Origin of the sequence: Sinorhizobium sp. 7-81, assembly GCF_030124405.1 — a bacterium.
Taxonomy (GTDB): Bacteria; Pseudomonadota; Alphaproteobacteria; order Rhizobiales; family Rhizobiaceae; genus Sinorhizobium; species Sinorhizobium psoraleae.
This window is the reverse complement of record NZ_JASKLT010000013.1, coordinates 87,093-113,193: the sequence shown is the minus strand read 5'-3', so window position 1 is coordinate 113,193 and position 26,101 is coordinate 87,093. Positions and strand designations below refer to the sequence as shown.

Genomic DNA, 26,101 nt, shown 5'->3' with positions numbered 1-26,101 from the left:
AGTGGTTGGAGACGACGCCGACGATGTCGATCGGCAGCGCGCCGATCTTCCAGCGGTAGAGCAGGTCGTTCAGGCAATGGCCGAAACGCGACACCATCAGCAGTACCTTCATGCGCTCCTCGGAATCGCGGATCTCCATCGTCATCTCGAAACGCTTGATAACCGGCGCGAAGCCTTCGCGCAGTTCCTCCAGCTTCGCGCCTTCCTGACTGATGAAGGTGAGGCGCATGAAGAAAAGACCCGTCTGGAGATCATCGAATTGCGAGCTATCGCTGATGTAACAGCCTTTTTCCGCAAGATAGCCGGTGATGGCAGCGACGATGCCGCGGGTGGATTTGCAGGTGACGGTCAGCACATAGCTTTTCATCGATGGGTCTCTCGTTCTTGAGGTGTTTCCGGCGCCCTTATACGGGCAGTCACGCGAAAACTAGCGTGGCGATCTCAGCCCCGCCGATCCATTCGCGACATCGGCTGGACGGAACAGGTCACGATCAGCCACGCGGAGAGCTCCGCCATGGAGACTTGGGGACGCAGGCTAGGATTTTGCCCGATCGGGATGCGCGCTGACAAAGGCCTCGATCTGAGCGCAGCGAGCGTCGATGGCGACGATCCTCGGGCAGGCGGAAAGATCGACGCCCCAGCGCCGTGCGTTGTAGACCTGCGGTACAAGGCAGAAATCCGCCATGGTCGGTCGGTCGCCATGGCAGAACTCCCCGGTCGAGGGGTGATCCAGCATACGCTCCACCGCAGCAAGGCCTCCGCCAATGAACTTCTTCATCCACGCTTGGCGTGCGGCCTCGCCGTCCCCGGCATTGGCCATGACATAGGCAATTACCCCGAGATTGCAGACAGGATGGATATCCATGGCGACGGCATAGGAAAGCGCACGCACCCGCTGCCTGCCGACCGCATCGGCAGGCAGGAAACCGCTGCCCTCTCTCGTCTCCGCCAGATACTCGATGATCGCCAGCGACTGGGTAAAGCGTTCGCCATCGATATCGAGCACCGGCACCAGCCCCTGCGGATTGCGGGCGAGATGTTCCGGCCCGCGATGGGCCGCGGCGAGTAGATCGACCGGAACGGAGGCATAGGTCTCGCCGAGCTGGTTGAGTGCGATCCTCACGCGATAGCTCGCCGACGAGCGCCAGTAGTCGTAAAGAACGGTTTCGTTCGCCACGTTTGCCTCCCGGCCGTTTTCCTTGTCTCGTCAGGCCCGGTCGGATTTTTCGACCGTCTGCTCGATGGCGCCGAAGATCGAATGACCGGTGCGGTCCTTCATCTCGATCCGGACCACATCGCCGAATTTGAGGAAGTGCGTCTTCGGCGCGCCGCTGTCGATCGTCTCGATCATGCGGATCTCCGCGATGCAGGAATAGCCGGCTCCGCCTTCCGCGACCGGCTTGCCCGGCCCGCCGTCGAGCTTGTTGGAGACAGTGCCGGAGCCGATGATCGTGCCGGCCGAAAGCGAGCGGGTGCGGGCCGCATGCGCGATCAATTGCGGGAAGTCGAAAGTCATGTCGATGCCGGCATTGGCGCGGCCGAAGGGCTTGCCGTTGAGATCCACATGCAGCGGCAGGTGCAATTTGCCGCCATCCCAGGCATCGCCGAGTTCGTCGGGCGTCACCGCGACCGGCGAGAAAGCCGATGACGGCTTCGACTGATAGAAGCCGAAACCCTTGGCGAGCTCGCCGGGAATGAGGCCGCGCAGCGAAACGTCGTTGACCAGCATGACGAGGCGGATCGCCTTGCGCGCCTCGTCGAGGCTTGCGCCCATCGGCACGTCATCGACGATAACGGCAACTTCGCCCTCCATGTCGATGCCCCAGGTCTCGTCCGCCATCACGATCGGATCGCGCGGCCCGAGAAAGCCGTCGGAGCCGCCTTGGTAGATCAGCGGATCGGTCCAGAAGCTCGCCGGCATCTCGGCGTTGCGCGCCTTCCTGACAAGCTCGACATGATTGACATAGGCGGAGCCGTCCGCCCACTGAAAGGCGCGCGGAAGCGGCGATGCGGCGTCATGTTCGTGGAAACGCATTGTCGGCTGGGACCCGGTCTCGATGCCTTCAGCGACGCGCGCGAGCCGCGGCCCCGCATGCGCCCAGTCGTCGAGCGCGGCCTGAAGCGTACGGGCAATGTGGCCCACCTCGGAACAACGGGTCAGGTCTTTCGAGACCACGACGAGCTTGCCGTCGCGGGTGGAATCTTTCAGCGTCGCGAGTTTCATAGGCTGGTGTTTCCCGGTGTGTTCTGTTTGATCCGCGCCGGACGGCGCGGATTTGGAGAGCATGTCACGGATTACAGATGGAAGTCACTTGATTCCCGGCGTTCCGTCGAATTTCCGCTCAAGGCCGGCCCAGCAATCGATATAGTCGTCCTGCAGCGTCTCCAGCTCGGCGGCGAACTTCGTCAATTGCTGCGGGAAACGGGTCTCGAACATGAAGGCCATGGTGTTGTCGAGCTTTACCGGCTTCAACTCTCCGTTCGACGCCTTCTCGAAACCGCTGGCGTCGGGTCCATGCGCCAGCATCATGTTGTGGAGGCTCATGCCGCCCGGGACGAAGCCTTCCTCCTTGGCGTCATAGCGGCCAAGGATCAGCCCCATGAACTCGCTCATGATGTTGCGGTGATACCAGGGCGGACGGAAGGTATGTTCGGCAACCAACCACCGCGGCGGGAAGATGACGAAATCGACATTGGCCGTGCCCGCCTCGCCCGAAGGCGCGGTCAGCACAGTGAAGATCGACGGATCGGGATGGTCGAACAGGATCGCACCGACCGGCGAGAAGGTCTTCAGGTCGTATTTATAGGGCGCGTAGTTGCCGTGCCAGGCAATGACGTCAAGCGGCGAATGGCCGATTTCGGTGACATGGAAGGAACCACACCATTTCACATGGACATGGCAGGGCATTTCCTTGTCTTCGTAGGCTGCAACCGGCGTCTTGAAATCACGCGGATTGGCAAGGCAATTGGCGCCGATCGGCCCGCGGTCCGGCAGCGTGAACTTCGCGCCGTAGTTTTCGCAGATATAGCCACGCCAGACCTTTTCCTCGCTGAGCCGAGTGACCTTGAACATCGTCCCGCGCGGTACCAAGCAGATTTCCGAAGGTTCCACGTCCATCTTGCCGAGTTCGGTGAAGACACGGATCGCACCCGTCTGTGGCACGATCAGCAGTTCGCCATCGGCATTGAAGAAGTAATCGTCGACCATATCGGCGTTGAAGGCATAGGTGTGGGCTGCCATCCCCGTCTGCGTCAACACATCGCCGGCGGTCGTCATGGTGCGGATGCCTTCCAGGAAGTTCAGCTTTTCCGAAGGTGCCGGAAGCGGGCTCCAGCGCAATTGCCCGAGCGCCAGCGAATGCTCGGCAATGTGCGGCGCCGTCTTCCAATGCGGATAGTCGATCTTCTTGAAACGTCCGGTGTGCCTGACGCTCGGGCGAATGCGATAGAGCCAGGAGCGCTCGTTTGTGCCGCGTGGCGCGGTGAACGGAGAACCGGAAAGCTGCTCCGCGTAGAGACCATATTCGCATTTCTGCGGACTGTTTTGCCCCTGGGGCAGAGCGCCCGGCAAGCCTTCGGTCTCGAAATCGTTGCCGAAGCCGGGCATGTAATTCAGCTCTCGCTCGTCCCGCGACATTGCGCCCGACTGCTTCTTTGCCTTCTCCAACATGACGCGCACCTCCATTTGCCTCCCGAGCGCCGCGCTTTCAGCAATTTCGCTTGAAAGCGGACGCCACACAAATTAGTTACAATCGTAACTATCAATTTTGTAACTATCAAGGACGGCTATCATGGCGCTGCCCGAGTTCGAGCTGGAATCCTTCCTGCCCTATCGACTCAACCGCGCGGCGGAGTTCATCGCGCTGCGCTTTGCCGCGCAGTACAAGACGCGATACCAATTGACCCGGCCCGAATGGCGCACGCTCGCTGCGCTCGGCAGTTCCGGACGAAGCATGACGGCGACCGAAATCGGTGTGCATTCCTCCATGCACAAGACGAAAGTGAGCCGTGCCGTTTTCGGTCTTGAGCAGCGCCGCTGGCTGAAGCGGGAGGAAGACGGCCGCGACCGCCGTCTCGAGCATCTGGCGCTGACGCCGGCTGGCCTTTCGGCCTACGGCGAATTGACGGAACTTGCGCGCGCCTATCAGGCCGAACTGAGTACCACTCTTGGAGCCGACAACATGAAGGCGCTTTCGAAGGGGCTGCGCGCCGTGGAGCGGGCAATCGTGCGCTCGGCGGGATACGCTCGCCCAAGCAAGATCTAGCCCTTCATACGCTCCGGAATTGGCAGTCCCTCGAAATTCTTCAGCGTCTCGAGCACGATCGACGTTTTCACATGCTGGACGCTGTCATGCGGCAGGAGCACGTCGTTGACGAAACGCGAAAGCCCGGCCAAATCGGGGGTCACGACGCGCAAGTGATAGTCCATTTCCCCTGTCAGCGCGTAGGCCTCCAGAACTTCGGGCAAGCCGGAGACGAGCTTGCCGAAGCGCTTGGCGTTGTCGCGATTATGCGTGGCAAGCGTCACCGAGATCACCACCATCAGATCGAGCCCCAGCTTCTGCCGGTCGATCTGCGCCTGATAGCCGGTGATATAGCCCTCCGCCTCCAATCGCGAACGCCGCCGCGAACACTGGGACGGCGAAAGCGCGATCCGTTCGGACAACTCATTATTGGTCAGATGCCCGTCGCGCTGCAATTCACTGAGGATCTTGAGATCGAAACCGTCAAGCTGCTCCATTCATGCGCCCTCGCCTGCTCTGCCGCACAATTCATGCGTTGAATCGCCAAAAACACGCAAGAATACAAGCATCATGCATCGGATCTGCGCCATACTCCAGCAAAGTTTGGAAGAATGAAGAGGAGGCTTCCGATGGGCCCGTTTCCACACGACGCACCACCCCCCGAAATCAGCGCGGACAACCCGGCCGGAACGGACGGCTTCGAGTTCGTCGAATTCGCGCATCCCGAGCCGGAGAAGCTGAAAGAGCTCTTCACCCGAATGGGATATGCGGCCGTCGCCAAGCACCGGACGAAGGACATCACTGTCTGGCGGCAGGGCGATATCAATTACATTGTCAACGCCGAGCCGGGCTCTCATGCCATGCGCTTCGTCGACAAACACGGTCCTTGCGCTCCGTCGATGGCCTGGCGCGTGGTCGATGCGAAGCATGCATTCGAGCACGCCGTCTCCAAGGGCGCCGAGCCCTATACCGGAACCGACAAGTGCCTCGATGTTCCGGCAATCGTCGGCATCGGCGGTTCGCTCCTCTACTTCGTCGAAACATACGGCGCCAAGGGCTCGGCCTACGACGCCGAGTTCGAATGGCTGGGTGAGCGCGATCCCAAGCCCTCGGGCGTTGGTTTCTATTATCTCGACCACCTGACCCACAACGTCTATCGCGGCAACATGGACAAGTGGTGGGCCTTCTATCGTGAACTGTTCAACTTCAAGCAGATCCACTTCTTCGATATTGACGGCCGTATCACCGGCCTCGTCAGCCGGGCGATCACCTCGCCTTGCGGCAAGATCCGCATCCCCTTGAACGAGTCGAAGGACGACACCAGCCAGATCGAGGAATATCTGAAGAAGTACAAGGGAGAAGGCATCCAGCATATCGCGGTCGGGACGGAGGCGATCTACGACGCGACCGACAAGCTTGCGGAAAATGGCCTCAAGTTCATGCCCGGACCGCCGGAGACCTATTACGAGATGTCGCGCGAGCGCGTCCATGGCCATGACGAGCCGATCGACCGGATGAAGAAGCACGGCATCCTGATCGATGGCGAGGGCGTGGTGAATGGTGGCATGACGAAGATCCTGCTGCAGATCTTCTCGAAGACCGTCATCGGACCGATCTTTTTCGAATTCATCCAGCGCAAGGGGGATGAAGGATTCGGCGAGGGCAATTTCCGCGCCCTGTTCGAATCGATCGAAGCCGATCAGATCCGCCGCGGCGCACTCGGACCTCAGGCGGCCGAATAGCCTTGCAGCACCGCGCCTACAGGACGCGCGGTGCGGTGGGATAAGAAAACATGCGATAACGCCGAGAAACGCGAAAAAGCCTCTCGCCTGGCGGCGAGAGGCTTTTCATCCAATGATGCCGCGAACCCGCATCAGTTACGCCAGCGGGAGCCTAGCCGCACTTCAGAGAGGTCCGCCTCTTGCGTGAAATAGCGTGAAGCGGCCTCCGTCCGGTTGCGCACGTTCATCTTCTTGTAGATGTTGCGCACGTGGACCTTGACGGTGTTTTCCGACAAACCGAGACGATCGGCGATGATCTTGTTCTGCGTCCCCATGCAGATCAGATCGAGAATCTGCACCTCGCGCGTCGTCAGCATGCCGATGTTCACATCACGCTTCGGCTCCGGAACAACAAAGGATTCGACCGCGGCTTCCCGGCGGGCACCGAGCGCGCCGCCGGCGAGCCCCACCGGCGCCAGACGCCGGAGCAGTGCAGCCGGAAAATGCTCGCCGCCCTTCATCAGAAGGTCGATCACGGTCAAGCAGACGTCCAGATGAAGGTTCAAGGGCAACACGCCGTGAATCAATCCTTCATCGACAAAGCCGGCAATCGACGAATCGAGCGCATCGGCTTCCTCCACCACGAGCCCGATCGAGGCCTTCGGATGGAACTCATGAATCATCCGGAGAACGGACGGAAAAGTCGCCACTGGTATGCGGTAAAGCATGACCAGGCTGACATCGACGAGGTTTCCGTCAAGCAGGCCTTCGGGGTCGGACAGGCTCACCATGTCCTGGCCTTGGAATCGCGCGCCGACCGCCTGCATCAGGCATTCAGCGAACAGGTCCACCTTGGCGAGCATTACGATCTTATTTTTCTTGGGTAATACTTTGTTGTTGTCTTCAAAATCGCTCACGTTCGAGCTCGTACGGTACATTTATCCCCTCCTTGGGAATTCCCATTAATTTTTACGGGAGTTCTAACCCCACTGGGAGCAAGCCCATCTTTGAAAAATTTCTTCAAATACTGCGGAAAGTGACGAATAAAAATTTGCGATAGCTAATGTATCGTAAAGATGGGGGATGCGAAACCACCCAAAAGGGTTAGGCGCTCGCCACATTCGCGTCTAAATCGTTCGAAAACGAACCAATTTTGGGCTAATCGCCCGAAAGCCGCCAGTTGAAGGGGCGCATTTCGCATGCTCAGTCAAACACCCCTGGTTTTCGAGGGGACCTGCGAACGAGTTTGCAAGGCCGGTCGAGACGCACGGACGATCGCCCGGCTTTCGGTGAGGGAGCATCGGCGGCCATCCTCATAGCTACAACGGATTATAACCATGCCGCACGGAATGCCGTGAGCACGGTTCGAGGTTGACAAAGACCGGCACACCGCATGTCCCGCGAAAACGTCGATGGAGTCAGCTTAACAATTTGATTCCCCGCATGAATCTTCATTGCCAGCCTGTCGCCTCCGTAATTGCGGGTCAGCTGCCGGCCTCGCCACCCTAAATCAGGTCGCGCGGGATTCACAAGTATTAACATTGTCTTAACGGCGTCACCGGTTTCGAGAAAGGTTCAAAAAAGCCATTGAATACAAACGGCTAACCACAATTGATGTCTTTCGTTCCGCTGGTTTCGGGCCCACACTGCCATCGTCGCGCTTGAGTTTGCGCGGCCCACGGACTGCCTTTTGTTCCATGCGTAGCAGCCGCGGAGTACGTATATCGAGTTGCTACTCGACAATGCGAATGTAGCCTGTATTTGTAGTACGTAGCAATTTATACGGAATACATACAAGCAAAGTATATTATGAAAACAATAGGGAATATATCGGAACCCAACAGACGAATTAGCCTTCGTGATTATTCGTCTGAACTTCACAAGAGAGCCAGCCCCGCAAAAATCCTATAAAAGATGAAAGGGTTTCGGTGCTGGCTCCCTCTGAGGAGGGAGTTAGTAGATGGCCGATACCCCGTTAGAGAATTTGCGGGCCGACGACAGCATCAACACCGATGACGACTTGAAAATTGGCGCGCTCGCCGACGGCCTCGCGAGCGGCGGCGTCAATGAGCCCTCGGCCGACAGCGACGGGACGAGCCATGGCCGCGCTGCTGGCGGCGACAACACGGCCGAAACCAAAGAGAGCAGTGATGATCGGGGCAACCATCCTTGTTCCGACAATGAACTCGCGGCGCCGGACGAGGCCAGCGGCTCCGACAATCCCGGTATGACCGGTGGCGTCACTCTCGATCTCGGCGGCGATCCCCTCTCCTCCAGCTTGAACCTCGATCACATCCTGAACCATTCGCAGAGCGGTTTCGGGAACGATGGCGGATTCAGCATCGTGCAGGCAAACAGCCTCGCCGACCAAGACCATGCCTATAGCATCAAGATGAACAACAGCAATGCCGACAACGTTCCGGCCGCGGATGGCGGGCACGCGGAGAGCGGCGATGGCACGCATTTCGGTGCGATTTCCGGGTGGGATCTCAAGGTCGGCCACGAGCTCGATGCCAGTTCCACGGCGGATGCTTCCGCGAGCCTTGCAAATGCGGGTTTCCATCAGGAAATCGTTCAGGGTGCGAACCTCCTCAGCAACGCCGTCGATGTCAATGTCGTCGGCGGCGACGTGCGCGTAACCTCTATTGGGCAGGACAGCGACGGTTGATTGATCCTTGCACAGCAAGTGTGCACGGGCCGACCACACCGATGCACAGATGGACCGTTGATTTGGGATCGGTTCGACGCGCCTTGGCAATCGCCTGCCGGCCCGCCGGAATCCTCCTTTGCTGCGGAAGGGAAGGATCGGGGTAATGCACGCCGAGAAGGTCAACGAAATTGTTGCGCATTTCCTTGGGCTGTTTGAGACGGCAAGCGACGAGGCACGCATAAGGCATCAATATCTGCAGGGCAGCGAAACCTGGAAGCCCGCGCCGGAGGACACCGCCAGCGACACGCCGCTGCCCGATTTCAAGTGCTCTTTCGAGCTGAAGGACTACGATCCGGACATTTCCTATCAGCCATCCGGCTATCGGCTCGATGGCCCCGATAGCGCCGAACGCGCCCAGCCTTCGGACGACGATTTCCCCGATCCCTTTTCGCACGATGACTTGGTCGGCCAGCCCAGGCTTTTCGGCACTGTTACGAGCCCGCCCGACATAGCGCCGGAGCACATGCAGCTCGTCCAGGACGGTCCAGGCTCGTTCACCGGTCAAATTCTGCAGCTCAATCTCCTTCACGACGACGACGTCGTCAGCATGAACGGCACGCCGATGGCGGTCCGTGACACGAGCTATGTCACGGACAAGCTCGCGGATTATGTCGCGGAGGCGACGAGCACCTCCCCGCTGGCGCAACTAAGTCAAATCGACAGTTTCGAGGCGCTTTCGGCGCTCGCCGCGAATCTCAAGGCCTTCGCCGCGACCGCGCGTGCCGACGAACCGCAGGAACCGGACGATCCCGCAACGCTCGTTGACGGCACGCCTGCCCCGGTGCCCGACGCTGTCGCCGCCGACCTGCCGGAGGATGAACACGGCACCGCGGTTTTCGCAGCCGACGACATCGAAGGCGTCTATGCGAACGGCACACATCTCGACGTTCTTCCGGAATTCGCCGATTACCTGCCCGCCGACAACGTGCCCCTCGAAGGAGCCGCCCCTCCATCCGCGGCCGCACAAGGCGCCGGAGGGCTTCAACCGGTCGGCGTTGGCGGCAGCACGCTGGAGGTTGAGGCAGGAGCCAACAAGGTCGGCAGCTTCGCGAGTATCGTCAGCGCCAGCGCTGCGGCACCGGTCACGGTTGTGATGGGCGACTACCATCAGATCGACGTCATCTCGCAATCCTACGTCTATGCCGACAGCGATGAGGTGAATGGCCCGCTCGCCGAGACCGCTCACGAAGCCGCGTCGCAGACGATTGCCGTAAACATCGCGAATTTCGAGCGCCATGAATTCGAGGCGCCCGCACAGGAGACGACGGACGCTCCAGACCAATTGTCGATCTTCCCGACGAGCTGGCGCGTCGACGTGATCGATGGCGACCTGTCGATTGTCCATTGGATCGAGCAGTACAATTTCGTCAGCGACAACGACACTGTCGCCATTACCGCCAGCGGGGTGGAAACGACCGTGCTCACGGGCGGTAACGTAGCCGTCAATTTCGCCTCGTTCCTCGATCTCGGCACGCAGCACGACCTCGTGATCGTAGGGGGCCAAATCCTGGACATGAACCTCATCAGCCAGATCTCGATCCTCTATGACAACGACCAAATCCAAGGCGTCTCCGCCGGCAACGGCATCACCCTGGCTGACGACGGCAATCTTGTCTGGAACATGGGATCTATCGAGAACATCGGCGACGACGATCGCTTCGAGACCGTGCCGGACTACATGCTTCAGGTCGCCGACAATATCCGGGAGGGCACGAACGAACTGCCGGAAGGGCTGGCGCTCGACCAGGACTTCGCCGGGTACGCGAGCCTGCATATCCTCTATATCACCGGTAATCTCTATGACATCAACGTCATCCAACAGGTCAGCATCCTCGGTGATGCCGACGCTGTGGCCCACGCGGCCGGCGAAATGCTCAAAGAAGAGTTCGATGCCGAGGTGGCCGTCCACGTCGGCGACAATGCGGTGGTCAACGTCGCGCAGATCATCGACTACGACAGCCTCGGCGACACAACCTATATCGGCGGCGAACTCTATTCCGACTCGATCCTTATCCAGTCCGGGATTGTCGACGGCGGCAGTGACGGCGACACGACGCGCCTTCAGCCGGACCGGGACGGGCTTGCAAACGAGGTCATCGCATTTGTCGGCGAAGACGAGCCAGCACCGAACAGCGGCGAGCGCGTCGGCGACCCCTCCAACGAGACATCGTGGGGCGACAGTCAATGGAATGACGTCATGCACGCGATGCTGACGTAACGACGATCACGAGGGAGTGCCATGAACGACCTGTCCAAACGGTATGTCGATGGAGGCAAACCGTTGCCGCACTCCTCACCGGCGCTGAAGTTGCCGGAAACACCCAAAGCCTCTGTCGAACGCATCGAAATCATCAACTCCGCCTTTGAGGAACCGCGAAAGACGGGTCAGGACGCAGCGGGACGATCGCCTCCGCATCCGGAACAGCCGGGCGGCGAAAACAGCATGCACGACGAGCTCAAGACGCGACCGGGCCGGCCGCTGTCGCCGACGATCAACAATGAGCCGGGCCCATTCAGGGATGGGGACCGTCGTCCGAGCGCGCGGGATGGCGGCGGCAAGGCCGGCGACAACGGCGGAGAGGGCAAGGATACATTTCACAGACGGACGGGACCGGTAAACTTCACCACAAGCCTTCACAACTGCCTCGCGGCCGTCCAGCGTAACATGCTGGTCGTCATCGTCTTTACCGTGGCGATCAACATTCTCGTCCTCGCCATCCCGATCTACCTGTTCCAGATTTCCGACCGGGTGCTGACAAGCCGGTCTCAGGATACGCTGCTCATGCTGACGGTCGCCGTTCTCGGCGCCATCGTTCTGCAGGTCGTTCTCGATGCCATCCGCCGTTTCATTCTGATGCGGACCGCCGTCGAAATCGAGGTGCAACTCGGCGCGCCGATCCTCAGCGCCGCGGCGCGGGCATCGCTGCACGGCAACGGGCGAGACTACCAGGTGCTCAGCGACCTGCAGCAGCTTCGTACCTTCATCACTTCCGGAACGCTCATCTCATTCCTCGACGCGCCGCTGACGCCGCTCTTCGTAGTGGTCGTCTATTTGATTCAGCCGCAGCTGGGGCTGATCGTCGTCTTTTGCTGCGTCGTTCTCTTCATCATTGCCTATCTCAATCAGAAGGCGACGACGCGACCCTTCAGCGAAGCCAACGCGTTCCTCGGCCGCGCGAATTTTCACCTCGATTCGATGTCGCGCAATTCGCAGATCATCAATGCGTTGGCGATGATCCCCGAAGCGGTGAAGATGTGGGGGCATGAGACGGCCGCTTCGCTCAAAGCGCAGGTCTATGCCCAGGACCGCAATATCATGTTCACCGGCGCCTCGAAGGCCGTGCGGATGTTCACCCAGGTGGCTCTCCTCGGCTGGGGAGCGCATTTGTCGATGATGGGCCATCTGACGGGCGGCATGGTCATCGCCGCCTCGATCATCGCCGGCCGCGCCCTTGCTCCGGTCGAAGGAGCGATCGAGGGCTGGAACCAGCTCAACCACTCGCGCGCGGCCTACGGCCGGATCAGGCAACTTCTCATGGGTTCGCCGCTGAACTTCCCCCGCCTGCGCCTGCCGAACCCCGAGGGCCGGCTCGACGTCGAACGCATCCTCTTCGTGCCTCCGCCGCAGAAGCGCGTGATCCTCAACGGAATATCCTTCTCGCTCGCAAAAGGCGAAGCGCTTGCCATCATCGGCAACTCCGGTTCCGGCAAGACGACACTCGGCAAGATGCTGGTCGGATCGATCCTGCCGACGTCCGGCAGTGTCCGGCTCGACCTCATGGACCTTAGAAACTGGGATCAGCGGCAGTTCGGTGAAAGCATCGGCTATCTGCCGCAGGACGTGCAGCTCTTTCCGGGAACGATCAAGGCAAACATCTGTCGTATGCGTGACGATGTCGAGGACGCGATGATCTACGACGCGGCCGTGCTTGCCGACGTGCATGAACTGATCGCCACGTTCCCGCAGGGCTACGAGACAGTCGTCGCTGCAGACGGCGCTCCCCTCTCCGGCGGGCAGAAGCAGCGTATTGCGCTCGCGCGGGCGTTCTTCGGCAATCCTAAATTCGTCGTTCTCGACGAGCCGAATTCCAATCTGGACAGCAATGGCGAGGCGGCCCTTGCGCGCGCGCTTCTCCACGCGAAGAAACAGGGAATCACGACGGTCACCATCACCCAGCGCCCGGCCCTCTTGCAATGCGTCGACAAGATCATGGTGCTCAACGAAGGGACCGTTGCGATGTTCGGCGCGCGCAATGAAGTTCTCGCCGCACTTGGCGCAGCGACGAATGACGACCATGCAAAGCCACGTATTCGTGGAGATCGTCGATGAGCCAGAGCAGGAAAGGCGCAGATCCGCACAATGCGGCGGAGTGGTACTCCGAGGTTCCCCGGTCGATCAGGCTGCATAGCTTCGCGGGCCTTGCCCTGATCGCGGCGTCCTTCGGCGGCTTCGGCTATTGGGCCTTTGCCGCACCGCTGGCGGCTGCGATCATTGCCCAGGGAAGCTTCGTCGCCAACGGCAACAACAAGATCATCCAGCACCTGGAAGGCGGCATCATCGAGGAACTGCTGGTCGACGAAGGAGACAAGGTGAGAGCCGGAGATATTCTGGTGAAGCTCGATCAGACCCCGGCGCGCGCCAACGAACGCATGCTCAACCTCAAACGCCTTCGCCTGGAAGCGGTGGTCGCCCGGCTTCGGGCGGAAGCGATGGGCAGCGACACCTTCCAGGTACCGGACATCGTCGCCGAGCAGGCGGACGATCCGGACGTGCGGGCGATCATCGAAAGCCAGAACGTCAATTTCCAGAGCAAGAAGATCAAGCTGCAGGATCAGTTGAACCTCATCGACCAGAACATTCGCTCCCTCGAATTTCGCGCCAAGGGCTACGAGCTGCAGCGCGCATCCTTCAACAAACAGATGGAGATCCTGGCGGAAGAGCGGCAATCCAAGAGCAGGCTGGCGGAAAGCGGCCTGATCAGGCGGCCGGAACTCCTGGCCCTCGACCGGGCGATCGCCGACGCGATCGGCGAGATCGGCCGGCTTGAGTCGGAGGTGAAGGAGAGCAACACCCAGATCGATCGCTATCGCCAGGAAGCCGTTATAGCCATCAATACCAACAAGCAGACCGCCCTCGACGGTCTGGAGGCGGCCGAAGCCGACCTCGATGCCGTGCGCGAGCAGGTCCGCGAGGCGGCCGAGATACTCGACCGCGCCACCATTCGCTCGCCCGTCGACGGAACGGTCGTACGCAGCTATTTCCACACGGCCGGCGGCGTGATCGCGACGGGAAAGCCGATCATGGAAATCCTGCCGGCGAACGTGCCGCTGATCATCGAGGCGCAGGTGCTTCGAACGGCCATCGATCAGCTCAAGGTTGGCGAGGATGCAACGATACGCCTCTCGGCGCTGAACCGCCGCACGACGCCCGTTCTGAGCGGCAAGCTGTTCTATGTCTCGGCCGACTCCATCGAGGAAACGGCCGGCGGGCAGCAACGCGACGTCTACATCGTCCGCGTGGAGGTGCCCGCCAGCGAGATCAATCGAATCCACGGGTTCCATCCGGTGCCCGGAATGCCGGCCGAAATCCTGATCACGACGTCCGAGCGAACTTTCTTCGAATACCTGACGAAGCCGATCACCGACAGCATGTCGCGGGCATTCAAGGAAACCTGAGGGGAAGCGTCATGGCGGCTGCTCAGGAGGTGCTTTTGCAGGTTGGTCGACTGAACTACGTCTGGACCAACACCGAAAGCCTTTTGATTTACATCATCGCGCACCTGCTGAAGGTCGACAAGGAGTCGGCCATCATCGTCTTCCTGACGCTGAACACGACACGCGCGCGCATCGACCTCACGGAACGCCTGGCGAAGCTGCCGGCGACCCCGCCGCAAACGCGCGACGAGGTGCTGTCGATTACCGAGCGGCTGAAACAGCAATCGAAGATGCGCAACAAATACAACCACTGCATCTACTCCTTCGATGAACAGGGAGCGATCTCGAGCACGCAGTTGATGCGGTTGGTCGAGGGCGAGAAGGAGGTTCGCTACGGCAAGGTGGAGCAACTCGACGCGCGCGAACTGGCACGCCTCGAAAATGCGATCCGCGAGATTACCGACATCAGCAAGGCCCTCTGGGCGTTCATCCGCTCACGCCCGAATTTCGACGAACGGCTGATCTGACCGCACTCTTTGGTGGGGCGACCGACCTGGCCTATCGCGACAGGCGCATATGCCGATTGACGTCCTTGTAAAGCAGGTAGCGGAAATTGCCCGGGCCGCCAGCATAGCAGGCCTGCGGGCAGAAGGCGCGCAGCCACATGAAGTCGCCCGCTTCGACCTCGACCCAGTCCTGGTTCAACCGATAGACTGCCTTGCCCTCGAGAACATAGAGCCCGTGCTCCATGACGTGCGTTTCGGCGAAGGGGATGACCGCACCCGGTTCGAAGGTGACGATGGTCACATGCATATCGTGGCGCATATCCGCCGGATCGACAAAACGCGTCGTCGCCCACTTGCCGTCGGTGCCGGGCATGGGCGCGGGCGTGACGTCGGCCTCGTTGGTGAAGAATGCCTCCGGCGCATCGAGCCCTTCGACGGCCTCGTAGGCCTTGCGAATCCAGTGAAACCGCGCGGGCACGTTCCCATGATTGCGCAGCCGCCATGCGCTGGCCGGGGGGATGAAACCGAAACCGCCGGGGCGAAGCACATGCCGGCGACCGTCGAGTTCAACGGTGATCTCGCCTTCCATGACGAAAAGCGCGCCTTCAGCCGCAGGATCGAGTTCCGGCCGATCGCTGCCGCCGCCCGGTGCCACCTCCATGATATATTGGGAGAATGTCTCGGCGAATCCGGAAAGCGGACGCGAGAGGACCCAGAGGCGCGTGTTTTCCCAGAAGGGAAGATAGCTCGTGACGATGTCCATCATCACGCCCTTCGGAATTACCGCATAGGCCTCCGTGAAAACCGCCCGCCCGGTAAGGAGCTCCGTCTGCATGGGCGCGCCACCCTTCGGTGCGAAGTAAGTCCGTTCAACCAACTCTCGTCCTCCACGACATTCAATTTCGGTGTTCGGTCCACCGTCTACATCTTCCGCAAGCGAAATGCAGCAATTCAAACTGCTACAGCGACCTTTGCGCGTCTGACAAGACGCGCGCTACCGACGCAACGCTTACATCGACGGCAAGGAACGCGGCGCCAGCGTCGCGCTCGACCGTCGGGCCGGATCGTTGGCGCCGAGCCGGCGAACCGCAAAATCCTGAGCCTCCTGAAGCTGCCGCAGCGCGCCCTCGTAATCGAGATTGGTTGGCCTGCCTTTCTCGACGACAAGTGCCCCGTCCACGTAGACCGCGTCAATGGCGCGTTCCGCCGCGCAATGCAGCAGATTGCGCAGCGGATCATAGACCGGCTGCATCGCGGCATGCTTGAGATCGACCAGGAAGAAGTCCGCCTTGGCACCGCGGGCCAGGCGTCCGATGTCCTGGCGCCCGAGCGCCCGCGCACCCGCAAGCGTGGCGGCCTCGAATACGCCTGAGGTTTCGACATCGAAGACGGAGCCGCCGGCGATGCGGGCACAAATCATCGCCTGGCGCATCTCTTCCAGCATATTGAACGGATAGCTGTCGGTACCGAGCGCGACGTTCACGCCGCTTCGGCGGTAACGGCCGAGCGATTGCAGCACCATTCCACTGCGCGCGAAGGTGACCGGACAATGCGCCACGCTGGCGCGGCGTTCGGCCAGCAGCGCCAGGTCAAGCTCAGTGCGCTGCCGCGTCCAGGCATGGCTGTCGACGAAGATGCAGTGGCCGATGATGAGATCGTCAGCGAGCAATCCGAGTGCGTCGAGATATTGCACGGCCGTCAGGCCAGTGCGCCGCAGCAGTTCCTCGTGCTCCGCCATCGTCTGCGCCGCATGGACGGTTATCGGTACCCGGCGGGCGCGGGCGGCCTCCGCCGCGTCCTGGAGAAGTTCGGCCGAGCAGGTTTCGATCTGCGAAGGCGAAACGATCCCGCCGAGACGGCCTGAAGGATGCTCCCGCGCGGAATCGACGATTTCGAGGGCGCGGGCGAAGGCTTCGCGTCCCCGGCCCTTGTCCCAGATGAAATCGAGACGACGGCTTTGCTCGACGTGCCAGGAAGCTTCGCGAAACCCCGGCGCGACATAGGCGCGCGCGCCGCTCTTCGCGAGCGTCGGCAGCCACGCTTCGTGCGGGGCGGCGATGTCGATGAGCGTCGTGACGCCGCTGCGCAGGAGGTCGCCAAGCATCATCGTCAATGACGCTTCCAGCGCATCAGGGCTGATCTCGATCAGGTTCGAGTATTCGTAAAGCGCATTGCCCCAAAGGGCGGCCGTGCCGGCATCCTCGAACAGGCCCTTGGAGATCGGCTCCTCGCCCGAGTGGCAATGCACGTTGACGAGGCCGGGCAACACCATCTTGCCCTTGCCGGATATTTCCTCGTCGAAATGGCCATCATAGCGCCCGCCGACGTGGATGAAGCCGTCCCCGTCGAAGGCGATGTCGCCGTCGGATAGATAGATATGGCCCTCAGTCCTTTGATCGAAGGCGACGATCGTGTCCGTGTTTCGAATGACCCGAATGTTCTTACGCATGTGTGATCCTGAAATGCTGCTCGAGAAAACGGCTGTAGATCCCCATCAGGGCACTGAAGGCGAAATAGACGGCCGCCGCGAAGACATAACCCTCGAGCACGGCGATGCCCTGCCATTCCGGGTCACGGAGCGCTGAGCGAACGGTGTCGAGGAAGTCGAGAAGGCCGACGATCGTGACCAGCGTCGTATCCTGAAAGAAGCCGATGAACAGCCCCACCATCGGTGGAATGACTTTCTTCAGCGCCTGCGGAAGAACGATCTTGCGCATGACCTGCCAATAATGCAGGCCGAGCGAATAGCCCGCCTCGAACTGCCCCTTTGGAACGTCCTGCAGGCCGCCGCGGACGATCTCCGCGATGTAGGCGGAGGCAAAGAGGATGATCGCAACCTGCGCGCGCAGCAGCTTGTCGACAGTCACGCCATCCGGCATGAACAGTGGCAACATGACGGTCGCCATGAACAGGATGCTGATCAAGGGCACGCCCCTGACGATCTCGATAAAACCGACCGCGAGCACGCGAATGGCCGGCAGGCTCGACGCCCGCGCAAGCGCCAGCCCGATGCCGAGCGGCAGCGCGCAGGCAAGGCCGACGAAGGACAACATGAAGGACAGCGGCAATCCTCCCCACTTCGTCGTCGGCACATCGGAGAGGCCGAAGAAACCGCCGGCCATCAGCACATACAGCAACGGCAATATGGCTATGACCCACGCGCACAGCAGAGCGCGAGACCAGAAGCGCGGGATCATCGAGACGAGACAGCTTGCAAGGAGAACAAGCAGGGCAACGAGCGGCCGCCATTGTTCCTCGAACGGATAGAAGCCGAAGACCATGTAGCGTAGCTTCTCTGCGACGAACGGCCAGCAGGCGCCGCTGCTTGCCTTGCAGTCGGCGGCACCGCCATGGAAAACGGCGTCGATGAACAGCCAGCCGAAGGCGAGCTTGGCGCCCAGAAAGATGAAGGCGATCGACAGCAGGCTGACGAGGGAATTTGCCGGCGTCCCGAAATACGGTGCGAGCAGACCGAGACGTCGCGCTGGAGCTGCGGGTCTCAGGACCGGCGCAGAAAGGGTTTGAGTATCGGCCATCAGCGCTCCTTCAGCGCGACGCGCGCATTGTACCAGTTCATCGCCAGGGAAATGACCGTGGACAGGCCGAGATAGACGCCCATGAAAATGGCGATGGTCTCGATCGCCTGCCCCGTCTGGTTCATGACCGTATTGGAGACCATCACCAGATCCGGATAGCCGATCGCGATCGCCAGCGAACTGTTCTTGAACACGGTCAGGTAAGTGTTGGTCAGCGGCGGGACGATCAGGCGAAGCGCCTGCGGGAGAACGACGAGCCGCATGGTCCGTGAACGGGAGAGACCCAGAGCTGCCGCAGCCTCCCATTGTCCCGCTCCGACGGCCTGGATGCCGGCGCGAACGATTTCGGCAACGCTCGCGGAGACGCTGAGCATGAGCCCGAAGAGCAGCGCGACGAATTCCGGCCGCACATGCAGCCCGCCCGTCAGGCGAAACCGACCGGCCTCCGGAACATCCCAAGTAACCGAGACCGCACCCAGCACCCAGAGGAGAAGCGGAGGAGCCAGGAGCGCGAGAAATGCAATTGCGGTGCCGTGGTTCGATCGTCCGGTGACGATGCGCTTTTGACGAGCGATGCGATGGATGAGAAGGGCGGCAGCGGCGCTGGCCACAATGGTAATGGCGATCGCGGTGCTGCCCTTACCGAGGATCAGCGCCGGCAAGACCAGGCCGCTATTGGAAAGATAGACGCCTGGCAGCACGTGAAGCGCCTGCCTGACCGGCGGAAAGACCAGGATGATCAGCGAATACCAGAGAAAGAGATAAAGCAGCAGGGGCACATTGCGCAGCACTTCCACATAGGCAAGCGCCAGGCGCGCAAGCAGCGGGTTGCGTGACATGCGCGCAACGCCGATCACGAGCCCGAGAAAAGTGCCGAGCAAGGCGGCAAGTGCCGAGACCTTCACCGTGTTGACAATTCCGACCAGGATCGCCCGGCCTATGCTGTCGGTCGGCTGGTAGGCAATGGCGGCCTCGCTGATGACGAACCCGGCCTGACGCGCCAGGAAGCCGAAGCCGGTCGCGATATTCTGCTTGGCGAGATTGTCGCTTGCAGCGGCGAACATCGTCCAACCGGCAAACGCCACAAGGGCTATCGCACCGAACTGATAGCAGAAGGCGCGGACCCGCATATCATTCAAGAACACCATGACGACCGCCGTGTTACCGAGAGGCACATGAAAGGCTCGACACTACAGCGCCGCGCGTCTTATCAGACGCGCAAAGGTCGCTGTAGCACTTTTGTCCTTGGATCGAAGGACTCAAGGAAACATGCAGTAGGCGCGCGAGCCGGTTCGCTCAGCGGAACGGCGGGGCGTAGACCAGGCCGCCGGCGCTCCACAACGCATTCGGTCCGCGGGTCAGGCCGAGACGCGTGCCCTCACCAAGGTTGCGTTCGAAGATCTCGCCGTAATTGCCGACGCTCTTGACGACGTGATAGCCCCACTTGCCGTCGAGGCCGAGCATCGTTCCAAGCTCATCGGTGACGCCAAGCATGCGCTGGATTTCCGGATCCTCGCTCTTCAGCATGTCATCCACATTGGACTGCGTTATGCCTTTCTCTTCCGCCGCCATCAGCAGCCATACCGACCAGGACATGATATCCCGCCAGTTGGAGTCGTTCTGGCGAACGGCAGGGGCCAGCGGCTCCTTTGAAATCGTCTCGGGCAGAACCTGATAGTCGTCCGGATTATTGGCGACGGCGCGGATCGACGCGAGATCGGAGCGGTCCGAGGAGATCGCCTCGCATCGTCCCGCAAAGAAGGCGGCCCTGTTTTCATCCGGGCTCTCGAAAACCACCAGTTCGAACTTGCCGCCGATCGAGCGGAAGAAGTCGCTGAGATTTTGCGCCGTGGTCGTCCCCGGCAGCGTACAGATTGCGGCCTCCGTCAACTCCTTCGCGCTGGAGACGCCGAGCGACTTGGCAACCATCAGGCCCTGGCCGTCGTAGAAGACGGTCGGCCCAAAATCGAGGCCGAGCGAAGACTCGCGCGAGAAAGTCTGCGTCGTCTGCCGGGAAAGCAGGTCGATTTCGCCGGACTGCAGCGCCTGAAAGCGCGTGTTGATATTGGTCGGTACGAATTCAACCTTTTCCGCGTCTCCGAAGACGGCGGCGGCGACCGCGCGGCAGATATCGGCGTCAAAACCCTGCATCCGGCCTTTTTCATCGGGCGCGGCGAAACCCGGCGTGCTCAGCGAAATGCCGCAAACGAGCTCCCCGCGCGCCTTTACCGTATCGAGCGTTGCGGCATGCGCCGTACTCGCCACGGCACCGATGGCAGCCGCGCAAAACGTCAAAAATTTCTTTCTCATATTCCCCTCCCGGTTTGCTTCTGTCGGTCGTGTTCGGAAAGCGCCCGCCTCCCCAGCAACGCGCCTGCCCTACCCGCCGACCGTGATTTGTGTACAATGACAACCGCAACAAGGCAATGCCATTGCATACAATATGGTGCATAAAAGCCCAAGGGCCACGCGGGTCCCCGCCATCGCCTCCGAAAGGCCGATTGATTAACCAGGTAGCCAAAAGATGCGCATTGACAATGGTTTCACAAATCCAATATGCGGTATAGTATACAATGTTGTATTCTTTTCTGCTCTCGAAGCCACTGACAACTCAATGGGGATGCCATGAGGATCAAGCTCATCAATCCGAACACGACCGGTTCGATGACCGACCTCATCGCTGCCGCGGCGCGATCGGTTGCGGCTCCAGGGACCGAGATCATCGCGGCGACGTCGCGATCGGGTCCTGCCTCGATCGAGTGCCACTTCGACGAAGCGATGAGCGTTGTCGGCCTCATTGACGAAATCATCGACGCGCCTGCAGCCGACTCCTATGTCATCGCCTGTTTCGGTGATCCGGGCTTGCTCGCCGCGCGCGAGATCACCGACGCGCCGGTCTTCGGGATCGCCGAAGCCGCCATGCATGCGGCGACATTCGTCTCCACCGGTTTTTCGGTCGTCACGACGCTCGAACGCACCCGGATCATCACCGAGCATCTGGTTCGCAACTACGGCATGGAGCACCAGTGCCGGCGCGTGCGCGCAACGGATGTACCCGTACTCGAACTCGAGCGGCCGGAATCCAATGCACGCGCCACCATTTTAGCCGAATGCGAACGCGCGCTCGTCGAAGATCAGTCGTCGGCGATCGTTCTCGGTTGCGCCGGCATGGCCGATCTTGCAGCTTATCTGGAGGATCGGCTGCAGGTCCCGGTCATCGACGGCGTCGCTGCGGCGGTCAAGTTTGCCGAGGCGATCGTCGGCATGGGTCTGAAGACGTCGAAGCGCGGCGATCTTGCCCCGCCCCTGCCGAAGATCTATCGCGGCAAGCTCGCAAGCTATGCTCCCGGAAACGGGCTGGTCGGCCCGACCACTCGCTTAAGGCCGGCTGATTCCACCTCAAATGATGGAAACACCGGCGCCGGCTTGCAACCTCAGGCGACGGGTTTGAACAGCGCGGCGAAGTCGACGCGCGACGGCTGATCGGCGAGGTCGATCTGCGCCTCGATGTGGCGGAGGTGATGCTCCATCGCCCGCACAGCCGCCTTTGCATCCCGCTGCTTCAGGGCATCGATGATGTCTCGATGCTCGCTCTGCGAACAAGGCACGGCGCCAGGCGATTCGTAGAGCGCGATGATCAGCGACGTTCGCGAAACGAGTTCCTGGACGAAATCCCGCAACACGGCATTTCCGGCGAGCGCCGCGAGTTCGAGATGAAAATCGCCGGAGAGCTGGAGCCGCCGCTTCTTGTCATTGCGGGTAAGCGCCTCCGCCTCTGCATCGAGGAGGTCCGTGAGCCGGCCGATGCCCGCATCGCCAATCGTCGCCGCAAGCTTTTCAATGAGAATGCACTCGACGCCGCGGCGCGCCTCGAACACTTGCCGTGCCTCCTTGATCGAGGGCCGCGCGACGAAGGCGCCCTTGTTCGGAATGAGGTCCACGAGCTTCTCGTGGGCGAGGCGCTGCAGGACCTTGCGGATGATGGTTCGGCTGACGCCGAAAGCTGTTGCCAGCGCATCCTCCTGCAACGGCGTCGCGGGCCGGATCTGATGATTGATGATTGCCGCGTAGATTTCACTGTGAATGCGCTCGTCGGCCCGGCCGGCGCGTTTGCGCGCAACGCCAGATCGGTCCGACTTGTCGGCGCTCTTGGTGGCTCCCGGCACGCGCTGCATCGCACTTTCCTGTACAAGGTCTCCCGACGAAGGCTTTCCGCCAAAGACCCTGATGACGCAAACCGCGGCGGATTACAAGGTGACCCGCGATCGTACCTTCACGAAGGTATACAATTCGTCCTAATTTCGAAAATCAGCGGTCAACGATCCGGTAACTGTGCGAAAAGATCTCCTCGACCGGTGGGTGACCGAAGGTGCGCAGCGGATATTTCGCGATCACGCCCTCGAACTGCATCTGGGCCCGCTGGCGATAAGCTCGGTCGTCGACGCCCGGAATGACGCTATCCTCCATGACGAAGCGGCCGCCGATCATCACCGATTTCACCGATCGCGCCGAAGCGTTCAGCATCAGGGTCTGGATAGGGTCGATGGTCTGGCCCATGAACGGATCGTCGAAGTCGACGACGATCAGATCGGCGGCCGCGCCAGCCTGCAGCCGGCCGAGATCGGGACGGCCGAGCGCATCGGCGCCGCCGATCGTCGCGGCGTCATAGAAATCCTCCGAGCGGCAGCCTTCGGTGCCGCCTTCCTCGACTCGGCAAAGCATCATGCCGACCTGCATGTTGAGGAACATATCCGGCGGATAGGTGTCGGTCCCGAGGCCAATACGGATACCCATGTCGCGATAGGCGCGGAAGGATTGCAACGCGGTGCCGTGTCGGGCCGAGACGAGCGGGCAATGAACGATCGTGCCGCCGCCGTCCCGCAGGATCTCGAGGTCTCGGCCCGGTCGGTCGATGCCGTTGCAGCCGTTGACATGGGTTCCGTGCGGCAGGATCGCACGAGGCGACAGGAAGCCGAGACTGTCGAGCCACTCGGCCGGACTCATGCCGCGCAGCTTGAGTACGCTGTCATATTCGAAGCGCGATTGGCAGCAATGCAGACGGATCGGCACATCCAGTTCGGCGGCGGCCACCGCCGACCGCTTGAGTAGCTCCGGGGTGCAGGTCTCGATCCTGTCCGGCGCCAGCATGGTGCGGATAAGTCCACCCGCTTCTCCCTCGAACCTGCGGCAGAAATCGATCGCATCGGCGAGGCCGATGAACCCGCGCTCCTCGTCGAAATGGTAATCGATGGTGCCGTCGCGTCGGACGAAGGAATTGCCGGAACGATAGGCCGGTCCAAGATAGACGCGCAGCCCGAGATCGCGCGCGGCTTCGGCGGCCGCCGTGAACTCGGCGACCGTCTCCCCCCATTGGCGATAGAACAGCGAAGCGATGGGCAGTGCTGTCGTGATGCCGCTGCGGATCAGCCGCGAGAAGGCGTAGCGCTTCTGGAACGCCAACTCCTCTTCGCTGTACATCTCGAAGGGGCCGCTCTCCATATAGGTTTCCGGCCAGATACGCCCCTTCTTCCACGCCGGCTGGTTGTCATAGCCAAGCACGGTCGTATCAAGGTCCGAGAGCGCATCGAGGTCGACGAAGCCAGGCCCGATCAGCGCATTGCCGTAGTCGATGCGGCGCGCGACAACGCCCTGGTAGCCATGGCCGACGAAGGCGATGCGGTCGCCGGTGACGACGATTTCGCCATTCGGGTAGAGGCAATGGCGGCCGCCGGCGTGGCCGACAACCCAGCGGGCGGTAAGCAGCAATGGTTCGTGCATATCGGAAACTCACTCTACGGTAAAAAGAGCCTGGCTATCACGCGCGACCGGCTTGCCGCGCTTCAGCACCAGTTTGCGTCTCGGTCGAGCGGCAACCGCCTCGGCGACCGTTTCCGCATCGACCAGAACGATGTCGGCGAAGGCGCCTTCGCGAAGGCCATAGTCCTTCAGAGCCATGACATCGGCACCGCCCTGCGTGCAGATATGGAGCGCATATTCGACTTCGTCGTCGCGGCGGAAATTGTTGCGCAGGCCAATGAACAGCGCCCGTTCGAGCATGTCGAGATTGCCGTAGGGACCCCAGGTGTCGCGAATGCCGTCTGAACCGGCACAGAGACGAACGCCAGCGTTCCGCAGTTCGGCCGCCGCCGGTACCGGCCGCGAGGCGGGTGCCGTGGTCGCAACCGCGATGTCCTCGCGCGCGAGCTTTTCGACCAGCGCGTGCGCTCGGGCGCGGTCGGTCATGCCGAGGCAGAAGGCGTGGCTGACCGTGACCTTGCCGCGCATAGCGAGCGCACGGGTGCGCTCGACGATCATCTCCAGCGAAAACGCGCCCAACTCGTCCGGTTCGTGCAGATGGATGTCGATGGGCTTGCCGTGCTTCTCGGCCAGGTGGAAAACGGCGTCGAGCTGGCCTTTCGGATCGCGGTCGATGCCGCAGGGGTCAAGCCCGCCGACGACATCGGCGCCGTTGGCTAGCGCTTCGTCCATCAGTTCAAGCGTGCCGGGGCGGATCATCATGCCGGACTGCGGGAAGGCGACGATCTCGATGTCCATCACGTCGCGGAAGCGCTCGCGCGTCGCCGAGACGCCTTCGAAGCACCACAGCTTCTGATCGGTGTCGATATCGACATGGCTGCGAATGGCGGTCGTGCCGTTCGCAGCGGCAAGGGCCACCTGCCGCGCCGACTGGCGTGCCGGATCGATGTTGAGCTCGCGGCGGAGCCGGCGTTCCGTCGAGATCTTGTCCTCGAGCGTCGGGCCAGCCTGGTGGGCATGCCAGCCCATGCCCCACAACGACTTGTCGAGATGGGCATGCGCCTCGACCATAGCCGGCAGCGCAATGGCGCCAGCACCGTCCTCAGCCGGGCCGCCGCAGGCGAGATCGCCGCCGATGCGAGCGATGCGGCCTTCGCGGATGAGAATGTCGACCTTTGCGCCACCGAGGGGCCGGACGTTCTTGAGCAGGAGTTCGGTCATTGGAGTGTCACTTGTATTTGAAGATTGCGACTGGACCGGCTCGTTGGCCGACTGCGGGACGGCGGCGGCCTTACGCCGCTCAGCCCGAAAGCTTTTCCGGCTTCGGCTCGCCGTACCCCGCCGCTTCCTCGTGATGGAGCAGGTCAGTTGGCTTCTTCAGTACGAATTGCCGGTCGGCGACGATGTAGTTGTCTGCGTGTAGGCGGGCGATCGGCTGATAGACCTCCGGCCGGACATATCTGCCGCGCTCGTCGAGGCACTCGTCGCGGACATGCATCTGCACGACTTCACCGAGCACGATGGTCCGGCGCTCGTAGTCGATCGTCTGGGCGACGCGGCATTCCATGGCACAGGGCGCCTCCTTGATGCGTGGCGGGGTCACCTTCACCGAGGGCACGCTCGTCAGCCCGGCGAATTCGATCTCGTCGATATCGCTCGGGAAATTGATACCGGTGACGATCATCTCCTTGGCAATCGACATGTCGACCATGTGGACGACGAACTCGCCCGACCGCTTGATGTTGGCGACCGTGTCCTTGACCGTTCCGTCCGGACGCGTCTGCATGCCGAGGATGACGAGCGGCGGTTCCTGCGAGAACACGTTGAAGAAGCTCATCGGCGCCGCGTTGTTGCAGCCATGCGCATCGACAGTGGTGACGAGGGCAATCGGCCGCGGCGCGACGAAGCTCACCAGCAGGCGGTAGCGGTCCTGAGCAGGCAGTTCGGCAAAGTCGAATTCCATGACGGTCCT

The 26,101-nt window shown here is 61.4% G+C and carries 21 protein-coding genes and 2 pseudogenes; 8 read left to right on the top strand and 15 right to left on the bottom strand.

The features are described from left to right. The 4 genes and pseudogenes from purU to hmgA form a co-directional block, all read right to left on the bottom strand. A pseudogene (purU, locus tag QN224_RS27970) lies at window positions 1-367 on the bottom strand (formyltetrahydrofolate deformylase); the annotation flags it as partial. Between the two features lie 168 nt (window positions 368-535). Continuing rightward, the gene (gene maiA / locus QN224_RS27965; RefSeq protein WP_283979287.1) at window positions 536-1,177 is read right to left on the bottom strand and encodes a maleylacetoacetate isomerase; all 642 of its coding nucleotides are present in this window, start codon (window positions 1,175-1,177) and stop codon (window positions 536-538) included. A 30-nt stretch (window positions 1,178-1,207) separates the two neighbouring features. After that, window positions 1,208-2,224, bottom strand: a complete 1,017-nt coding sequence (locus QN224_RS27960; protein WP_283979286.1) for a fumarylacetoacetate hydrolase family protein — start codon at window positions 2,222-2,224, stop codon at window positions 1,208-1,210. A gap of 84 nt (window positions 2,225-2,308) precedes the next feature. Continuing rightward, window positions 2,309-3,670, bottom strand: a complete 1,362-nt coding sequence (gene hmgA, locus QN224_RS27955) for a homogentisate 1,2-dioxygenase (RefSeq protein WP_283979285.1) — start codon at window positions 3,668-3,670, stop codon at window positions 2,309-2,311. 121 nt (window positions 3,671-3,791) lie between these two features. Here hmgA and QN224_RS27950 point away from each other — a divergent pair, with 121 nt between their 5' ends. After that, entirely contained in the window at window positions 3,792-4,265 is a 474-nt protein-coding gene (locus QN224_RS27950) for a MarR family winged helix-turn-helix transcriptional regulator (RefSeq protein WP_283979284.1), read from the top strand. Here QN224_RS27950 and QN224_RS27945 read toward each other — a convergent pair. Beyond that, window positions 4,262-4,741, bottom strand: a complete 480-nt coding sequence (locus tag QN224_RS27945) for an Lrp/AsnC family transcriptional regulator (RefSeq protein ID WP_283979283.1) — start codon at window positions 4,739-4,741, stop codon at window positions 4,262-4,264. The genes QN224_RS27950 and QN224_RS27945 overlap by 4 nt on opposite strands. 132 nt (window positions 4,742-4,873) lie before the next feature. Here QN224_RS27945 and hppD point away from each other — a divergent pair, with 132 nt between their 5' ends. Continuing rightward, entirely contained in the window at window positions 4,874-5,986 is a 1,113-nt protein-coding gene (gene hppD, locus QN224_RS27940; protein WP_283979282.1) for a 4-hydroxyphenylpyruvate dioxygenase, read from the top strand. A gap of 131 nt (window positions 5,987-6,117) precedes the next feature. On the opposite strand, the gene QN224_RS27935 is transcribed toward hppD, so the two are convergent. Then, complete coding sequence (locus QN224_RS27935; RefSeq protein WP_283979281.1) at window positions 6,118-6,903, bottom strand: response regulator transcription factor; 786 nt, start codon at window positions 6,901-6,903, stop codon at window positions 6,118-6,120. 1,022 nt (window positions 6,904-7,925) lie between these two features. Between QN224_RS27935 and QN224_RS27930 the strand changes: the two genes are divergently transcribed. From QN224_RS27930 to QN224_RS27910, 5 genes are all read left to right on the top strand, one after another. Next, window positions 7,926-8,633, top strand: coding sequence for a hypothetical protein (locus tag QN224_RS27930; protein ID WP_283979280.1), 708 nt, complete (start codon window positions 7,926-7,928; stop codon window positions 8,631-8,633). Between the two features lie 145 nt (window positions 8,634-8,778). Then, window positions 8,779-10,893: a hypothetical protein gene (locus tag QN224_RS27925; protein WP_283979279.1), complete on the top strand. Its 2,115-nt coding sequence runs from the start codon at window positions 8,779-8,781 to the stop codon at window positions 10,891-10,893. Between the two features lie 21 nt (window positions 10,894-10,914). Then, window positions 10,915-13,005, top strand: a complete 2,091-nt coding sequence (locus QN224_RS27920) for a type I secretion system permease/ATPase (RefSeq protein ID WP_283979278.1) — start codon at window positions 10,915-10,917, stop codon at window positions 13,003-13,005. Next, entirely contained in the window at window positions 13,002-14,351 is a 1,350-nt protein-coding gene (locus QN224_RS27915; protein ID WP_173508987.1) for an HlyD family type I secretion periplasmic adaptor subunit, read from the top strand. The genes QN224_RS27920 and QN224_RS27915 overlap by 4 nt, the downstream gene beginning before the upstream one ends. An 11-nt stretch (window positions 14,352-14,362) precedes the next feature. Then, a complete protein-coding gene (locus QN224_RS27910) occupies window positions 14,363-14,857 on the top strand; it encodes a hypothetical protein (protein WP_269281123.1) in 495 nt (164 codons plus the stop codon). Window positions 14,858-14,888: 31 nt separating this feature from the next. Here QN224_RS27910 and QN224_RS27905 read toward each other — a convergent pair whose 3' ends face one another. From QN224_RS27905 to QN224_RS27885, 5 genes are all read right to left on the bottom strand, one after another. Beyond that, window positions 14,889-15,713: a bifunctional allantoicase/(S)-ureidoglycine aminohydrolase gene (locus QN224_RS27905; RefSeq protein WP_283979277.1), complete on the bottom strand. Its 825-nt coding sequence runs from the start codon at window positions 15,711-15,713 to the stop codon at window positions 14,889-14,891. Window positions 15,714-15,845: 132 nt separating this feature from the next. Next, window positions 15,846-17,285 (bottom strand): amidohydrolase family protein, encoded by a 1,440-nt coding sequence (locus QN224_RS27900; protein ID WP_283979276.1) that lies wholly within the window; start codon window positions 17,283-17,285, stop codon window positions 15,846-15,848. Beyond that, window positions 17,278-18,372, bottom strand: coding sequence for an amino acid ABC transporter permease (locus tag QN224_RS27895; protein WP_283979275.1), 1,095 nt, complete (start codon window positions 18,370-18,372; stop codon window positions 17,278-17,280). Before QN224_RS27895 ends, QN224_RS27900 begins: the two co-directional genes overlap by 8 nt. Continuing rightward, window positions 18,372-19,520, bottom strand: coding sequence for an ABC transporter permease subunit (locus QN224_RS27890; protein WP_283979274.1), 1,149 nt, complete (start codon window positions 19,518-19,520; stop codon window positions 18,372-18,374). Before QN224_RS27890 ends, QN224_RS27895 begins: the two co-directional genes overlap by 1 nt. 148 nt (window positions 19,521-19,668) lie before the next feature. Further along, window positions 19,669-20,682: an amino acid ABC transporter substrate-binding protein gene (locus tag QN224_RS27885; RefSeq protein WP_283979273.1), complete on the bottom strand. Its 1,014-nt coding sequence runs from the start codon at window positions 20,680-20,682 to the stop codon at window positions 19,669-19,671. 315 nt (window positions 20,683-20,997) lie between these two features. On the opposite strand from QN224_RS27885, the pseudogene QN224_RS27880 reads away from it, so the two are divergent. Beyond that, window positions 20,998-21,720: pseudogene (locus tag QN224_RS27880) on the top strand (aspartate/glutamate racemase family protein); the annotation flags it as partial. A gap of 86 nt (window positions 21,721-21,806) precedes the next feature. Here the strand turns inward: QN224_RS27880 and QN224_RS27875 are convergent. The 4 genes from QN224_RS27875 to QN224_RS27860 form a co-directional block, all read right to left on the bottom strand. Then, on the bottom strand, window positions 21,807-22,547 hold the full coding sequence (locus QN224_RS27875; RefSeq protein WP_283979272.1) for a GntR family transcriptional regulator: 741 nt from the start codon (window positions 22,545-22,547) through the stop codon (window positions 21,807-21,809). A gap of 133 nt (window positions 22,548-22,680) precedes the next feature. Then, window positions 22,681-24,150, bottom strand: a complete 1,470-nt coding sequence (locus QN224_RS27870; RefSeq protein ID WP_283979271.1) for an amidohydrolase family protein — start codon at window positions 24,148-24,150, stop codon at window positions 22,681-22,683. Window positions 24,151-24,159: 9 nt separating this feature from the next. Further along, the gene (locus QN224_RS27865; RefSeq protein ID WP_283979270.1) at window positions 24,160-25,350 is read right to left on the bottom strand and encodes an amidohydrolase family protein; all 1,191 of its coding nucleotides are present in this window, start codon (window positions 25,348-25,350) and stop codon (window positions 24,160-24,162) included. A 79-nt stretch (window positions 25,351-25,429) separates the two neighbouring features. After that, the gene (locus tag QN224_RS27860) at window positions 25,430-26,092 is read right to left on the bottom strand and encodes a flavin reductase family protein (RefSeq protein ID WP_283979269.1); all 663 of its coding nucleotides are present in this window, start codon (window positions 26,090-26,092) and stop codon (window positions 25,430-25,432) included. Window positions 26,093-26,101: the final 9 nt, after the last annotated feature.

Excerpts from the sequence above, each read along its gene's own strand:
- QN224_RS27950 (WP_283979284.1), top strand. The coding sequence starts at position 3,792 with ATGGCGCTGCCCGAGTTCGAGCTGGAATCCTTCCTGCCCTATCGACTC.
- QN224_RS27870 (WP_283979271.1), bottom strand. The coding sequence starts at position 24,150 with ATGCACGAACCATTGCTGCTTACCGCCCGCTGGGTTGTCGGCCACGCC.
- QN224_RS27890 (WP_283979274.1), bottom strand. The coding sequence starts at position 19,520 with ATGGTGTTCTTGAATGATATGCGGGTCCGCGCCTTCTGCTATCAGTTC.
- QN224_RS27860 (WP_283979269.1), bottom strand. The coding sequence starts at position 26,092 with ATGGAATTCGACTTTGCCGAACTGCCTGCTCAGGACCGCTACCGCCTG.
- QN224_RS27875 (WP_283979272.1), bottom strand. The coding sequence starts at position 22,547 with ATGCAGCGCGTGCCGGGAGCCACCAAGAGCGCCGACAAGTCGGACCGA.
- QN224_RS27930 (WP_283979280.1), top strand. The coding sequence starts at position 7,926 with ATGGCCGATACCCCGTTAGAGAATTTGCGGGCCGACGACAGCATCAAC.
- QN224_RS27885 (WP_283979273.1), bottom strand. The coding sequence starts at position 20,682 with ATGAGAAAGAAATTTTTGACGTTTTGCGCGGCTGCCATCGGTGCCGTG.
- QN224_RS27925 (WP_283979279.1), top strand. The coding sequence starts at position 8,779 with ATGCACGCCGAGAAGGTCAACGAAATTGTTGCGCATTTCCTTGGGCTG.
- QN224_RS27910 (WP_269281123.1), top strand. The coding sequence starts at position 14,363 with ATGGCGGCTGCTCAGGAGGTGCTTTTGCAGGTTGGTCGACTGAACTAC.
- QN224_RS27900 (WP_283979276.1), bottom strand. The coding sequence starts at position 17,285 with ATGCGTAAGAACATTCGGGTCATTCGAAACACGGACACGATCGTCGCC.
- QN224_RS27935 (WP_283979281.1), bottom strand. The coding sequence starts at position 6,903 with ATGTACCGTACGAGCTCGAACGTGAGCGATTTTGAAGACAACAACAAA.
- hppD (WP_283979282.1), top strand. The coding sequence starts at position 4,874 with ATGGGCCCGTTTCCACACGACGCACCACCCCCCGAAATCAGCGCGGAC.
- QN224_RS27960 (WP_283979286.1), bottom strand. The coding sequence starts at position 2,224 with ATGAAACTCGCGACGCTGAAAGATTCCACCCGCGACGGCAAGCTCGTC.
- QN224_RS27945 (WP_283979283.1), bottom strand. The coding sequence starts at position 4,741 with ATGGAGCAGCTTGACGGTTTCGATCTCAAGATCCTCAGTGAATTGCAG.
- QN224_RS27920 (WP_283979278.1), top strand. The coding sequence starts at position 10,915 with ATGAACGACCTGTCCAAACGGTATGTCGATGGAGGCAAACCGTTGCCG.
- QN224_RS27895 (WP_283979275.1), bottom strand. The coding sequence starts at position 18,372 with ATGGCCGATACTCAAACCCTTTCTGCGCCGGTCCTGAGACCCGCAGCT.
- QN224_RS27865 (WP_283979270.1), bottom strand. The coding sequence starts at position 25,350 with ATGACCGAACTCCTGCTCAAGAACGTCCGGCCCCTCGGTGGCGCAAAG.
- hmgA (WP_283979285.1), bottom strand. The coding sequence starts at position 3,670 with ATGTTGGAGAAGGCAAAGAAGCAGTCGGGCGCAATGTCGCGGGACGAG.
- QN224_RS27915 (WP_173508987.1), top strand. The coding sequence starts at position 13,002 with ATGAGCCAGAGCAGGAAAGGCGCAGATCCGCACAATGCGGCGGAGTGG.